10 protein-coding genes are annotated in these 13944 nt (G+C 54.2%); 6 read left to right on the forward strand and 4 right to left on the reverse strand.

Annotation, left to right across the window (positions count from 1 at the left end; all coding sequences use genetic code 11):
- Nucleotides 1–31: 31 nt before the first annotated feature.
- The 3 genes from lsrB to Q3Y58_RS09770 all read left to right on the forward strand — a co-directional run bounded on the left by lsrB (nucleotide 32) and on the right by Q3Y58_RS09770 (nucleotide 2230).
- Entirely contained in the window at nucleotides 32–1060 is a 1029-nt protein-coding gene (gene lsrB, locus Q3Y58_RS09760; RefSeq protein ID WP_274216928.1) for an autoinducer 2 ABC transporter substrate-binding protein LsrB, read from the forward strand.
- A 105-nt stretch (nucleotides 1061–1165) separates the two neighbouring features.
- A complete protein-coding gene (gene lsrG / locus Q3Y58_RS09765) occupies nucleotides 1166–1462 on the forward strand; it encodes a (4S)-4-hydroxy-5-phosphonooxypentane-2,3-dione isomerase (RefSeq protein ID WP_274216927.1) in 297 nt (98 codons plus the stop codon).
- A 12-nt stretch (nucleotides 1463–1474) separates the two neighbouring features.
- The gene (locus Q3Y58_RS09770) at nucleotides 1475–2230 is read left to right on the forward strand and encodes a ribulose-phosphate 3-epimerase (RefSeq protein WP_274216926.1); all 756 of its coding nucleotides are present in this window, start codon (nucleotides 1475–1477) and stop codon (nucleotides 2228–2230) included.
- Between the two features lie 371 nt (nucleotides 2231–2601).
- Here the strand turns inward: Q3Y58_RS09770 and Q3Y58_RS09775 are convergent, their stop codons facing one another.
- Nucleotides 2602–3411, reverse strand: a complete 810-nt coding sequence (locus tag Q3Y58_RS09775; protein ID WP_319622081.1) for a hypothetical protein — start codon at nucleotides 3409–3411, stop codon at nucleotides 2602–2604.
- Nucleotides 3412–3618: 207 nt separating this feature from the next.
- The gene (locus Q3Y58_RS09780; RefSeq protein WP_319622082.1) at nucleotides 3619–6108 is read right to left on the reverse strand and encodes an amidohydrolase family protein; all 2490 of its coding nucleotides are present in this window, start codon (nucleotides 6106–6108) and stop codon (nucleotides 3619–3621) included.
- Nucleotides 6109–6371: 263 nt separating this feature from the next.
- Here Q3Y58_RS09780 and Q3Y58_RS09785 point away from each other — a divergent pair, with 263 nt between their 5' ends.
- Nucleotides 6372–8336: a metallophosphoesterase family protein gene (locus tag Q3Y58_RS09785; RefSeq protein WP_319622083.1), complete on the forward strand. Its 1965-nt coding sequence runs from the start codon at nucleotides 6372–6374 to the stop codon at nucleotides 8334–8336.
- Between the two features lie 4 nt (nucleotides 8337–8340).
- Here the strand turns inward: Q3Y58_RS09785 and Q3Y58_RS09790 are convergent, their stop codons facing one another.
- Entirely contained in the window at nucleotides 8341–9186 is an 846-nt protein-coding gene (locus Q3Y58_RS09790; protein WP_319622084.1) for an SDR family oxidoreductase, read from the reverse strand.
- Between the two features lie 318 nt (nucleotides 9187–9504).
- Between Q3Y58_RS09790 and Q3Y58_RS09795 the strand changes: the two genes are divergently transcribed.
- Both Q3Y58_RS09795 and secD read left to right on the forward strand, forming a co-directional pair.
- Nucleotides 9505–9885, forward strand: coding sequence for a hypothetical protein (locus tag Q3Y58_RS09795; RefSeq protein ID WP_319622085.1), 381 nt, complete (start codon nucleotides 9505–9507; stop codon nucleotides 9883–9885).
- Between the two features lie 113 nt (nucleotides 9886–9998).
- Nucleotides 9999–12590, forward strand: coding sequence for a protein translocase subunit SecD (secD, locus tag Q3Y58_RS09800; protein ID WP_319622086.1), 2592 nt, complete (start codon nucleotides 9999–10001; stop codon nucleotides 12588–12590).
- Nucleotides 12591–12681: 91 nt separating this feature from the next.
- On the opposite strand, the gene Q3Y58_RS09805 is transcribed toward secD, so the two are convergent.
- Nucleotides 12682–13902 (reverse strand): MFS transporter, encoded by a 1221-nt coding sequence (locus Q3Y58_RS09805; RefSeq protein WP_319622087.1) that lies wholly within the window; start codon nucleotides 13900–13902, stop codon nucleotides 12682–12684.
- Nucleotides 13903–13944 lie beyond the last annotated feature (42 nt).

A 13944-nucleotide genomic window follows, 5' to 3' on the forward strand; every position in this document is an offset into this window, starting at 1 on the left:
GGTTACATAATCAAACTTCGGGAGAAACACTATGAAACGCCTAGGTACGATTTCTACAGCACTGGCATTGGCATTTGCAGCATCCACCATGCTCACCACCGCAAATGCTGCGGAAAAGCGCATTGCGTTCATTCCAAAGCTGGTCGGCGTTGGCTTCTTCACTTCCGGCGGTCAGGGGGCTGTCGAGGCTGGCAAGGAGCTTGGCGTGACCGTGACCTATGATGGGCCAACCGAACCTTCGGTATCCGGACAGGTCCAGTACATCAACACCTTCGCCAATCAGGGCTATGACGCAATCTCTATTTCCGCCGTCTCTCCAGATGGCCTGTGTCCGGCCCTGAAGCGCGCCATGAAGCGTGGCGTAAAGGTTCTGACGTGGGATTCCGACGTGAACCCAGAATGCCGTAGCTACTACATCAATCAGGGCACACCAGCGCAACTTGGTACCCTTCTGGTGGATATGGCGGCAGACCAGCACAAGGAAGAGAAGGCGAAGGTTGCCTTTTTCTACTCAAGCCCGACGGTGACCGATCAGAACGCCTGGGTAAAGGCGGCAAAGGAGAAGATCGCAGCTGAGCATCCGGGTTGGGAAGTCGTGACAACCCAGTTTGGCTACAATGATGCACAAAAGTCTTTGCAGACCGGTGAAGGTATTCTTCAGGCCTACAAGGATTTGGACATCATCATCGCGCCAGATGCAAACGCACTGCCTGCCGCTGCACAAGCTGCAGAAAACCTTGGACGCGCTGGTGAAGTGATCATCGTTGGTTTCTCCACGCCAAACGTCATGCGTCCTTATGTCAAGCGCGACACCGTCAAGCAGTTTGGGCTGTGGGACGTGACCAAGCAAGGCCGCATCTCCACCTTCGTTGCTGAGCATCTTCTCAATGAAGGCCCAATGAACGTTGGTGACACCATGGACATTCCGGGCGTTGGCACCATCGAAGTCAGCCCGAACAGCGTTCAGGGCTACGAGTACGAAGCTGACGGCAATGGCATCATCCTGCTGCCAGAACGTCAGGTCTTCAACAAGGAAAACATCGACAACTTCGATTTCTAATCGAGGCTTTTCAATCTCCACAACTCATCGGCAAGGGGAGGCGCATCCAGCGCCTCCTCACGTCAAAAAACTGTGCCCTTGTCGGGCAGCAAAGGACTTGAACCCATGCACGTAACCCTCGTCGAAATTCAGGTAAAGCCAGACCGCATCGAAGACTTTCTGCGCGTCTTTCGCCCAAATCATGAAGGGTCCATTCAGGAACCGGGCTGCCTGCGGTTTGACGTTCTGCAAGACCCGGAAGATCCCACCAAGTTTTCCATCTATGAAGCCTATGTCGACCAGGATGCCGTTCTGGCGCACAAGCAGACGCCTCATTATCTGAAGGTGAAGGCTGAGCTGGAAGACATTATGACCGGTCCGCGCACACACCGCGTCTTTAAAGGCATTCTGCCAGAAGTTTAAGGGGCCCAGCTCATGCAATCCGGTTCATCACACCAACGTCCTGGCCCTCAGGATCTGATCTCCCGCGAAGCTCTGGTCGCATGGTTGCGCAGCGCTGCTCCTCATTTGAGCGTCGGGCTGATGGCGGCCAATGCCATGGCCTATGGTGCCGCAGTCTCAGAATTGGAGCAGGCAGGAGTCAACCTCTTGCATTACGATGTCATGGACGGTGTTTTCTGTCCGCAAATGACAGCGGGCGCCGGTCTTGTCAAAGCAACTGAAACAACCATGCTCAAGGACGTTCACCTGATGGTGGATGATCCGCTGAGCCACATTCAGGCATTTATCACGGCTGGTGCGGATATCGTTCATGTGCATGCAGAAGGCACCCGCCATTTGCATCGCGCGCTGGTCGAGTTGGATGTGCCCGTAGTTGGAGCGAAAAGCGACCGCAAGATTATTCGTTCCGTTGCCCTCAACCCCGGAAGCTCAGCAGAGCTTGTGCGGCCAGTGATACGATCGCTTGAAATGGTGACCTTGATCGCCGTTGATCCGGGTTGGAGCGGGGGATCCCCCAACGAGGCGACGGCCGAAAAAGTCAAAGCGATCCGGACCATGGCAAGAGAGGCGGGCGTTGATCCGCTTGTCTGCATAGACGGCGGCATCACGCCAACAACATTTCCAATGGCCGCGGCCATGCAGGCGGATATCATTGTCAGCGGCAGTGCGGTCTTCAAGAGCGGCAAGTCGATTGCTGACAACCTGAAGAGCCTCACAACCATTGAGTGAGCCAGCGTTTCACCTCATGACACGCACATAGGAAGGCTCTCTTGTCCGGAAAAGGGCAGGAGAGCTTTTCTGAGCTGTGTCCTTGGAACAGATCCTAGCCGATAATCTTTGTGGTAATGAGGAGAAGAAAGCCGACTGATGAAAACATGGCAGCGTAGGCGGCGGTTGTGAAGACGAGGTTCTTGACCTGCATAGGGAGCTCCTTCCATGAAGCTTCTTGTCTCTAACGTGGTGACCTTACGTTATCCTGTTTGCAAAATCGAGCTAAATAACTGTTATCGCGAAAATAAATACTTTTATTTACGATTAGGTAAGGCCCGCCAAGAGGTTAGGTTTGGCGGGACTTGTTCATAAGATTTTACGCAAACGTTTCAGCACGCGTCGTGCTCTTTGCCGCATACAGAGAACGCGGTGCCAGCGTTGTTCCATTTGATCAGAAGGCCGTAGTTGTAGCTGTCTTCCTCTGGATCTGTGGCGGCGTCGGTGACGAACATCTTCAGCACCTCATCGTGAAATTCAGAGAGCTTGGCCGCATTCAATGGGTCCGTGTATGCTTCACAGGCTTTTTGCCAGTTTTTTCCAGTCTGGTTGTACTCGCTCGCATTGGTATCACCTGACCAGATCTTCATGATGTTGTCGACGACCTTGTTGAAACCCGCGTTGTTCGAATTCGTGACATCGTATAGATCCTTGGCTTCCGAGAGCACGGCGCTGCCATCGCCAACCAGCGCACAAGGACCCTTGGGGCCGTATAGTGAATTGATGTTGTCGTCATACTCGGCGTTCAGCTTGCTGCGCGCATTTCCTGATCCTGTATAGCAGCCACTGAAGAACACGGTTTCCGGTGTGCTGGCGTGAGCCGCCTTGAAGTATGTGGCAAAGTCTGCGTTAGCGATGCCGCCAACGTTTTCAGGGCTGCTGTGGGCGGAAATGTAGACCGTGCTGAAGTCATCAAAGCTTTTGTCGGTCTTTACTTTGGACACAGTGCCATCGCTTGCCATGAAGAAAACGTCTGTAGCGCCCTTTGTCGCTGCCCAATGCGAAACCATAATGTCCGCTGGGTTCGCACAAATCTGTTTGGTAAGAAGTACGGCCCCTTCTGCAAACGCAGAGCTGCAACTCAGCAAGCCTGCGAGCAGTGAGATGCCAGCCGTTTTCAATGGGGATTTGATTGGAGCCATAACGAACCTCCTTGTGTTGATGGCAGCAGGAGAGACGTTGGAGGTTGCTAGCCTGTGATATCTGGTATGCCATATGGTTTCAGATCCATAAACTCCTTGGCGACAAATAATGACAACCCAGATGCGTTGAAGTTATAAATAGAAAAAAGCCCGCAGCAACGTCTGCGGGCTCTCTTCCTCAAGCAAAACAATGGCTATAAATGCCTATTATTTACACTTTTCGCTCGTTTTTTCTGGTTTCCACTCTTCACCATTGAGGTAGGTGGCGCAAACCTTGATGTAAGGTAGGTCCATCTTGTTAACTGACAGAGGATCACTGTCCAGTATTACGAGGTCAGCTCGTTTGCCTGGTTCCAGACTCCCAATGTACGGATCAAGACCATTTTGCTTGGCGGGGATCGTGGTTATGCCTTTGAGCGCCTGATAAACATCGATTTTCTGAACCAGATCGCTGCCCGGTGAAGGGAGCTCATAGCTGGCATCGGACTTGATATCTGGGTATGTCCAAGTATTTCTCGTCACCATTTGGGAAACATACCAAAGCGGGCTCACAGGTGTAATCGGCGCATCGCTATGGAAGGAAACGTCAAAGGGTTCGTAGCTGTTCTGAGCGCTTTCATCAGATGCTTTGTCGCCCCCCAGTTCCGCTTTGTTTGCATCCAGCCACGGAGCGCGGCCTTCCTCATCGCTGTCTGTCCCGAGTGCTGTAAAGTTGACTTTGCCGTCAAGCAAGCTCAAGAAGCCGCCGCCCCAGTAGGCGACGTGCCCAGATGTATGGGATAGGCCGATGTCATATTTTTGCGCGACTTTCTCGCCGTCGCATTCAACGTCTCGTGTCTCCCCACGAATTTTGCTCAACAGCTCTGCAACAGGGGTGCGTCCATAGCTCTGCGCAAATCCGCCTCCAACGGTTGCATGGTGTAAGATCATCGGAAGGGATCCGTCGTCAAATTTCCAGTGGCAATCCTCGACAAGCTTTTGAGCTGTTCTCGCAGCGCCTATCATGGCCTTGTCACCATTTGCATGCACTTGAATTTGCATTCCCTTCTCAACAAAGGGCTTCATGGCATTGTAAAAGGCCACGCCCTCATCGGAGTCCGGTCCGGTGTAGATGGAAGCAGTAAGTGCAGCTGCATTGTTGTCTGGATGTTGAGTGCCATCATGGGCTGCGTTCGCGAAGACAATGTAGTTCGCACCATGAGAGCCATGCACACCTTCGCCAGCTTCAGTGCAGATCCCATTCGATGCGTAAGAATCTACCAGAAAGGCGCTGCAGCCTTGCGTCGAGCCATCGATCCAGAACTTGATGCCATTGACGCCAAAGGTGCCCAGCTCGTTGTCAATCGTTTTGCCATTGATCGTCACTTTTTCAGGCCATGGCCCGGTGTACAAGCGCTCAGCAATCTTGGCGGCTTCCTCGCTGTTGCTGTGGTTTACGTTCGAAGCAACCAGAGTACGGATGCGGAAGGGAGCGGCCTTCATGTTTCCTTCATAGCCAACCTTTTCGCTGCCTACGGCAACAGCCCCCAAATACTGGATCATTGGCTCGGAAAAACCGCCCGCATCGATCAAGGTGGTCACACCCTTTTCTGCGATCCTCTGGACGATTTTGCCAGTCGCCTCTACACCATCTTTCTTATTCATGAAGTAGAACGGGCTGCTCTCATCAGCCCCGACTGCTTCCTGAACAGCCTTTAGGAACAAAGCGTATGCATCTTCTTCCTGAAGTAGGCCGGTGTAGTTTCCATCATCACCTACAGCCCATTTTCCCAGAACGGGAGGGTCCTTTTTGGCATCATCAGGACCACACGGCCAGCGTTCGCAAATGCCTGATGCGATGAACGCTTGTCCATTTACGTAGGCAACGTGTCCAGATTGGTCGAGAAGGAAAACAGGTAACTCACCAGGGCCTGCGCCTTTTACATTTTCCTCAATGGAAACTGCCGGATTTTGACGAAAAGCCTGTGTCATCTCGATCGCTTCTTCGGTTACCCCAAAGCGCGCAGGATCAATTCCATTGCCCACGATCCATTCGGTTTTGCCATTCTTGCCGCCGATCAGGCGACTTTCGCTTTCATTCAGGACTGTCATTGTCCAATCGAGAACTGTTAGGTGGGGGTTCTCAGCTTGCCAGCCGTCGCTCGTATAGTAGTTGCCTTGGTCATCTTTAAAATTTGGAAAGTCGCCGCAGGTAGAAACCTCTCGACCATCAACCATCATCGTGTCATCGCCGTAAAGACGGTAGTGGTAGGGTTCAGGTAGACAGGTTGAAAGATCGGCACCGGCGGAGAAGTTAACCATCAGAGGCAGGTGGACGTGAGGCTCTACAAAGCCAGGCATCAATGTCTTGCCATTCAGGTCTACAACCTTAAAAAAACGCCTAAAATGTAATGGCATTCGTGCGATGTAGTCTGCAATCTCCTGCGTGCTGTTAAATGTTTGAAGGATCGTATCGCCTGCGGTGAGCAGGCCAGCCGGCCTATCATGTTCATTGACCATAGTAATGATCCGGCCAGGTGTTTGTCCGTCTGCGCGAAATAGTTTTATTTCCCCCCATTCAATACTGGCACTATCCTCCGCCATCGAGGGCGCATGACTAGCAAGAAGCAAGAGGCTGGCTGCTGTAGTAAATGTGAGATGTAGTAAGGAGCTGCAAATCGCTGAAGTTTTATTCAGTAAATACTTGTAGTTGGACATGTCGGTCTCCGTATATAATCGTGTGCGGACCGCATGCTAATACTTCATTTTCTCATTATGGATTTTTATAGATCAATAACATTTATGATATAGTCATTATTTTTGTAATAATTTATTTCGTTACATCTTAAAATTATTGATAATGTAAATACTCTGATGAGTTTTGGTTTTTATTGTAAGCGCTTATCTCTGCTCTAACGGTTGTTAGCGCATTTTGTACACCTACATTATAAAAACACGTCTTGAAAAACTTTCATTGGAATATGCCAGATCCCGCGTACACACCACCAGTTCTTGCCGGTCCGATCCTTCGCCGGATGCGTCCAGAGCAACTGACCATTTGGGTTGCAACCCGCGCGCCTGCAAAGGTGCGCTTGGAGCTTTATCCGGAGTCTGGCGAGCCACAGTCCATCGGACTGGTGCCTGGCACCTCTGAACTGCAGCTTCTGTCTGCCGGAACCAATCTTCATTACCTTCTCTTGAACGTGTCGCTGGACAAGCAGCTCCCGCTCGATGAATGGGTCAGCTATCGCCTGTCGTTGCTCATGGAGGATGACGAGGAGGCCGGTTGGCAAGATCATTCTGTTTGGGCCCCGGACCTGACCTATGAGGGGCAGAAACTGCCCGGCTTCATGATCAAATCGAGATTAGGGACGTTGCTTCATGGGTCTTGCCGCAAACCTCACTATGATGGCGGCGATGGACTTGTTGCTGCCGATGCACACTTGCAAGGCCTAATGGAAGCTGGCCGAGGTCCCAAGGCACGCGAACAGTGGCCTGCCGTACTTGTGATGAGCGGCGATCAGGTCTACGCCGATGATGTGGCGGGCCCCATGCTCAAGGCCATCCATCAGTTGATAAATCGCCTTGGTGTTCACGGTGAAAAGCTTGGCGAGTTGGAAAGTCGGATTCCGCCAACCGCTGAAGACCTCTTTGCCCACCACGACACCTATTACAAACGCGAGAACTTTCTACCCAATCTGGAGAAAAACCGTGCCCTTTGGATGGTGTTGTTTGGCGGTGTCGAAAAGCCGATCTTTACAGCCGATCACGCCCACAACCATCTGATTACGCTCTCCGAATTTCTGTGCATGTATCTGCTCATCTGGTCGCCTGCAGTTTGGCAAGGCTTGTCTGTGGAAGCGCCGGAGAACCTGAGTGCAGAACATGCCGCGCTCTATGAAAAAGAGCGAAAAGTGATCGAAGGGTTTGTGGAAGGGCTGGGGCAGGTACGCCGCCTGTTCGCCCACCTGCCAGTTGCTATGATCTTTGATGATCATGATGTAACCGACGACTGGAATCTCAACCGCGATTGGGAAGAAACGGCATATAGCCATCCGTTTTCGCGGCGGATCATTGGAAATGCGTTGGCGGCCTACATGCTCAATCAAGGCTGGGGCAATCGGCCGGAAGTGTTCGAGCCAAAGTACATGGAGGCGTTGCATCAAACGCTTGCCGCGCCCGGCACGCCAGCCCACGACGCGTTCTTGGACGATCTCTACGATTTCGAAAAATGGGATTATCTGTGGCCAACAGATCCGCCATTGATTGTGCTTGATACCCGCACCCGGCGTTGGCGTTCAGAAAGCGCAGGTTACAAGCCCTCAGGTCTGCTGGACTGGGAAGCGGTAACGGACCTGCAGCGGGAGCTGAGGGGCAGGGACAGCGTCATGCTTGTGTCCGCTGCGCCGATCTTTGGCGTCAAACTCATCGAGACGCTGCAAAAGCTGATGACCTATTTGGGCAAACCGTTGATGGTCGATGCTGAATACTGGATGGCTCACCCGGGCACCGCTGACGGCATCTTGAATGTTTTCCGCCATCGCAAGACGCCTGACCGTTTCACCATTCTGTCAGGAGATGTGCATTACTCCTTTGTCTATGATGTGGAGTTGCGGGGGCGTTCTGGCGGCCCCGACATTTGGCAGATCTGCAGCAGCGGCATCAAGAACGAATTTCCCGCGTCGCTGCTGAGCAAGCTGGATCACCTGAACCGCTGGCTTTATTCACCACGCTCACCACTAAACTGGCTAACACGGCGCCGTGGCATGAAGGTCATTCCTCGAAAACCCGAGGGCATGCCTCACGGGCGTCGTTTGCTCAACGCCAGTGGCATAGGTCTGGTGGAATTTGACGAGAACGGCGGCCCGAAACGGATCAGCCAGCTCCTAACGACCGGAGAACAGGTGTTTTTCTCGCGCAGAGAAAATGAAGCCCGTTGGGACTAGTGCCCTAAGTCAGTTCTTCGAAATAGGACTTGAGGTGATGAGTTCCCATTGGCTGTCCAACCATGTTGGATCCCATTGCCGATAAAAAGAATTTGGCTGGCCCATGGATATGTGCGGGCGTTACCCACGGCAGTATCTTGATCAAAAAGCGCCGAAGTCCGTCTGGTAAATGCGCAATCTTCTGAGGCTTTCCGATTACCGCAAAGGCGAGCTGGGCCAGTTCTTCATGGGTAAAAATGTCGGGACCGCCCACCTCAAAGAAGGGCTGTTCTGCTTCTACCGCGTTGAAAACCGCCGCGGCCAAATCCTCACCGTGTATGGGGTTGAGTTTTAAATACCCATCGCCGAACAGCCACACGCGGCCAGCGCGCGCCATCTCCAGAAAGTCCTTCATGTCGGAGAAAAAGCCTGAAGGGGCGACCACCGTGGATCGAATTGGGGCGGTCTGCAGGCGGTCTACAAAGGCCTGCTTGGCGTCAACCAGCGGAACGCCTTTCATAAGCTTTGCGCCGATGACATGAATGTAACCAAATTGGGGAACGCCCGCTGCCAGGGCTTCCTCAAGCAGATTGGCATTCGCCTGATAATCAACATCCTGATAAGTGAGGCCATCTCGCTGCCGTGTGATACCAAGGCTTGAGATCACCAGATCCGCACCGTCAAGAACCCCTTTTAAGGTCTGTGGTTTGGTGGCCTGTGCTTCCACCAGTTCTGCACGGCCGAGGTCCAAACGAGCTGCGCGTGTTGCATCGCGCACCAGCGCACGCACGTGCCATTCTTCTTCCAAATAGCGCCACACCAAGTGTCGCCCCAAATATCCTGTTGCCCCGGCAATTACGACGGTTTTCATGTCTGCTCCTTGTCGCTTCGCAGGGCACTATGGCGCAGCTGCAATCCTCCCGTCAATTTATTGTGACCAATTGGTCATTATAAAGCTGCGCAGTGGGGATTGGCCGGGCTTGGGTCACCAAAACAGCGCAGCTGGATGCGGGAGTTCATGCATCAATACGTTTCAGGCATTGCGGTTCACATCCCAAGAGCTGATAGCAGCAACATCATGTCGCCATTTGTCGGCGCCTATTCGGCATACCGTCCTGTAAAGGGTATAAGGCCTTTGAATGGGAGCAGCGTTAGCACTGCGTTGACAGCCTCCCATCAAAGCGCGTAGATGGCGCTCGTGAAACATGATCTTGCAATAGTGAACCGATCGCTGAAAGCCGTCCTTGGCTTCTTTGTGGTCCTGTCGGTTGCCCTGGGCGGGCAGCTGCCAGCCGGGCCACGATCACTATTGCAAACTGCAGAGCTTGCCAGCACTCAAGCGGGCTCACCGTCCGCAGGAACCAACGCCAGCCACAAGCTTGCCGAAACCCGCTATGAACGGGCGACCACGCTTTCTCAGGGCAGCTCTGAGCCTGTTCTGAAGGCCGTAGCCCTTGCAGATGGGGTGCCGCAGTTTTTGCGGAAAAAGCTTCAGCTCGCCGCAGATCAAGTGTTTCTGTTTGGACGCTGCGGACAAGCCAACCAACCCCGCGCACCACCTTTCGCTTGAATTCCCAGCCGCTGCACGGATCATCTCGGTTGTTGCAGGCGGCAAAACCTCAAAAATTAAGAGTATGCGGCGCTTTTCTTGGCTGAGCCAATGAACTGCGCCATGGGGATTTCATGCAAAGACCAACGTTATTCAAACGCCTCACGGTGTGGGGCATCTGTATCTTGTGCCTTTGGCTTGCCTTGCCAAATGCATTTTACTCTCATGTAGAACGCCACAACGACCTGATAGAGCAGGGGCAGAGCGTCGCCGCCAATCAGGAGGTCAACTGGCCCAGCTGGCTATCTTCGCGCTTGGTCAACTTGGGGCTCGACCTACGCGGCGGTGCGCATCTGATGGCTGAAGTGGATGTGCAGGGCGTTGCAAAACGCCATATGGACGCCATGTGGCCAGAGCTTCGGACCGCGCTCCGCGAGCAGCGTGACCAGATCGGCGGTTTCCGCCGTCTTGAGGCACCAGAAGGCGAACTGCGCCTGATGCTTTCAGACACAAGCCACACTGATTTTGCAAAGGAGGCGGCAACCACATTTGCAAACGCGCAGGGCATTGTAACTGGCACCGCAGACCGGCGCTTTGTGGTGTCAGAGGAAAACGGCCGCATCACGCTAAAGTACTCGGAGGCAGGTCTGCAAGAATTGCGCGACCGCGTCGTGGCTCAGAGTTTGGAGGTGATCCGCAAGCGTATTGATGAGGCTGGTACCCGAGAGCCAACCATTGTGCGGCAGGGGTCTGACCGGATTGTGATTGAAGTACCTGGCATCTTCGATGCAGAGGCTCTCAAGAGCCTTATTGGTACAACAGCTCACCTGTCTTTCCATCCAGTCCTTGATATGGGCCGCAGCGTCGCCGCCAACGGTTTGGTGCTGCCAGCAGCCAATACCCCGGATGTTTACTATCAGCTCGATCCGAGAGCTGTGGTGACGGGCGAACAGTTGGTGGACGCTCATGCGAGCTTTGATCAGAACAGTCAGCCCGCCGTCTCGTTCCGCTTCGATGCAAGTGGTACACGAGCCTTCAGCGAGTACACCGCGCGGAATGTTGGGGCACCGTTTGCCATTGTACTTGATGACAAGGTGCTGTCCGCGCCGGTCATCCAGGGCCACATCCCCGGCGGCAGCGGTATCATCACCGGCAATTTCTCGGTGAAGGAGACCGTTGAGCTTTCAACATTGCTTCGGGCAGGGGCTCTGCCCGCCGAACTCAATTTCCTTGAGGAACGGACCGTTGGGCCAGAGCTTGGGCAAGATAGCATCAACTCAGGGGCTCAAGCGGCCATAGTCGGCATCATCGCGGTCTGTGTGCTCATGGTTGCTTGCTACGGCTCGATCGGGTTGGTCGCCACCTTTGGGCTAATCGTAAACATGACCCTATTGATCGGCTTGCTGTCGCTCATCGGCTCCACGCTCACATTGCCGGGCATCGCTGGTATCGTGCTTACAATCGGTATGGCGGTTGATGCCAACGTTCTCATTTTTGAGCGTATTCGCGAAGAAATGCGTGCCGACAAGAACACGTGGCGGGCCGTTGGTCGTGGGTTTGATCATGCGTTTTCGGCAATTCTGGACTCAAACCTTACGGGCCTTCTGACTGCCGGGCTCATGTTCTGGCTAGGCGTTGGACCGGTGCGCGGTTTTGCGGTCACCATGGGCCTTGGCATCATGACTTCCATGTTTACGGCCGTGTTTGTCACCAAACTGGTGCTTCAATCCTGGTTGCATTGGCGCGGCACGGCCAAGCTCAAGGTCACGGGTCTCCTGCGGTATCTACCGGAAAAAACGAGCATAGACTTCTTCCGGGTCCAGTGGGCGACCTTTGGTCTTTCAGCGATTGCAGTCGTTGCTGCCTTGGTGCTGGTCTTCACCGCCGGGCTTAACCTGGGCATCGACTTTACCGGGGGCACCAGCATGCGCGTGGAAACACAGCATGAGCTGCAGTTGCCAGCCTACCGCGGCGCTCTTGCCGAGCTGGGCTATGAGGATGTGGTGATCTCTGAGGTCTTCACCGCTGACAGCGCAACCACGAGCCATGTGGCGTCAATCCGCCTTGCTGGGGACAGCGAGGCCGCCGAAGGGGGGCTGGCACAGGTGAAGGAAGCGTTGCTGAGCGTTGATCCTGAGCTTTCCTTTTCTTCAGTCGAAAGCATCGGGGGCAAGGTGTCGCCAGAACTCGTCAGCGCCGCGCTCTGGGCAATTGGCGGGGGGATCGTTGCGATCCTTGTCTACATCTGGTTCCGTTTCGAGTGGCAGTTCGCTCTGGGTGCCGTTGCAGCTCTTGTACACGACATTGTCGTCACGCTTGGGGTCTTCGCCTTGTTCGGCCTGAAAGTGGATCTCACGACCGTTGCTGCGCTTCTCACCATCCTTGGTTATTCAATCAACGATACGGTTGTGGTGTTTGACCGGGTTAGAGAAAACCTTCGCCGTTACAAGAAGATGCCATTGCGCGATCTGCTGAACCTTTCTGCAAATGAAACACTCAGCCGTACCATGATGACTTCACTGACAACGCTGGTGGCGTTGATTGCGCTGCTCGTCCTTGGCGGCGATGTGATCCGCGGCTTTGTCTTTGCGATTACCTTCGGCGTGGTCATCGGCACCTATTCCTCACTTTACGTGGCGAAGAACATTGTGCTCATGCTTGGAGTGGATCGCCGCAGTAAGGAAGAGCGGCAAAAGGCATTGGAATTTCAGCCAAAAGGCACCTAGTCGCCCCACAAAAAAAACGCTCCCTGTCCGCCGTAAAGCGGGCAGGGAGCGCCGTCGGGTCTTGTGGTCTGCTTGCAACCGAATGTGTCGCTTACGGATCAAGCCGCCTTGCACCTGCCGGGGCAAGGGAGAGCAAGCCAATCAGTGCCAGGCCAACGCCAATCCAGAGCGGAGACACAAGGCCATATCCCGCCTCGATGCCCAAGCCGCCGGCCCAAGCTCCGAAGCCCAGACCGATGTTGATGACGGAGGTATGCACGGTGTTTACCAGCGGCCCCGGATGGGCGGCATGCATGACGCGCACCACCATGGCCGGGTTCATAGGGACCCCGACAAAGCCGATGACGATAAACGCTGCAACGCTGAGGACCGGGCTCCAAGCAAAGAGAGCGAACGCCGAAAGCCCGATGGCGAGAAGAACAAGCCCCCCGATCAGAATGAGGAATGTATAGCGATCAGCATAACGCCCGACAACGATGTTGCCGATCACGTTAGCCGCGCCATAGACGGCGAGCAGGAGAGGGATGGCGCCGGGTGCGAAGCCCGAAATTTCGGTGAAGATTGGCGAGAAGTAGCTGAAGGCTGCAAAGGTCGCGCCGATGATCAGGCCGCTGGTGGCATAAGCAGCCCACAGTCGTCCCTTTCGAAACGAGGCGAGTTCTTCGCGCAGGCTTACCCCTGCCGACACTCGTGACGCTGGGACAAGGAACATAACGGCCAGTGCACATGCCAAGGCGAGTAGAGCGACGATCCAGAAACTGACCTGCCAGCCGAAATTCTGGTCGACAATGGTGGCGAACGGCACGCCCAAGACCGTTGCCAGCATAAGGCCTCCGAGTACGATGGATGATGCCCGCCCACGCGCGTCGGGCGCTACCAGTTCTGCGCATATCGTAAGGGAGACGCCAAAGCACGCCGATCCCGCCACCCCGGTCACCACACGGGCAAATGCCATGATCTCGTAGTCAGCAGCGGTTGCTGCGATCGTGCCACCTGCCACATAAAGACCCAGAAGCGAGATCAGCGCGCGCTTGTTCGGGACACGCAGGCGCAGCAACACCGCGGTTAAGACCGGACCGCCTACAACCATTCCAGCTGCGTAGAGCGAAATCAGGTACCCCACATCTCCCAGGCCTACACCGAAAGCGGCAGACAGGGAGGGCATCATCCCCGCGACCATGAATTCGGAAGTCGTAAGGACAAAGATTGTCAGCCCCAAAACATAGACAACAATGGGGAGGCTCATTCCTTGACGGGCCGGGACATTTTCCATTGCGCTGCCGGTGCAAGTGCCCGCCGTTTCGCATGACATGATCAAAAATTCCTTTTATATAATTATGACTACATAAATCAC

Origin of the sequence: Nesiotobacter zosterae (assembly GCF_033843645.1) — a bacterium.
Lineage (GTDB): Bacteria > Pseudomonadota > Alphaproteobacteria > Rhizobiales > Stappiaceae > Pseudovibrio > Pseudovibrio zosterae.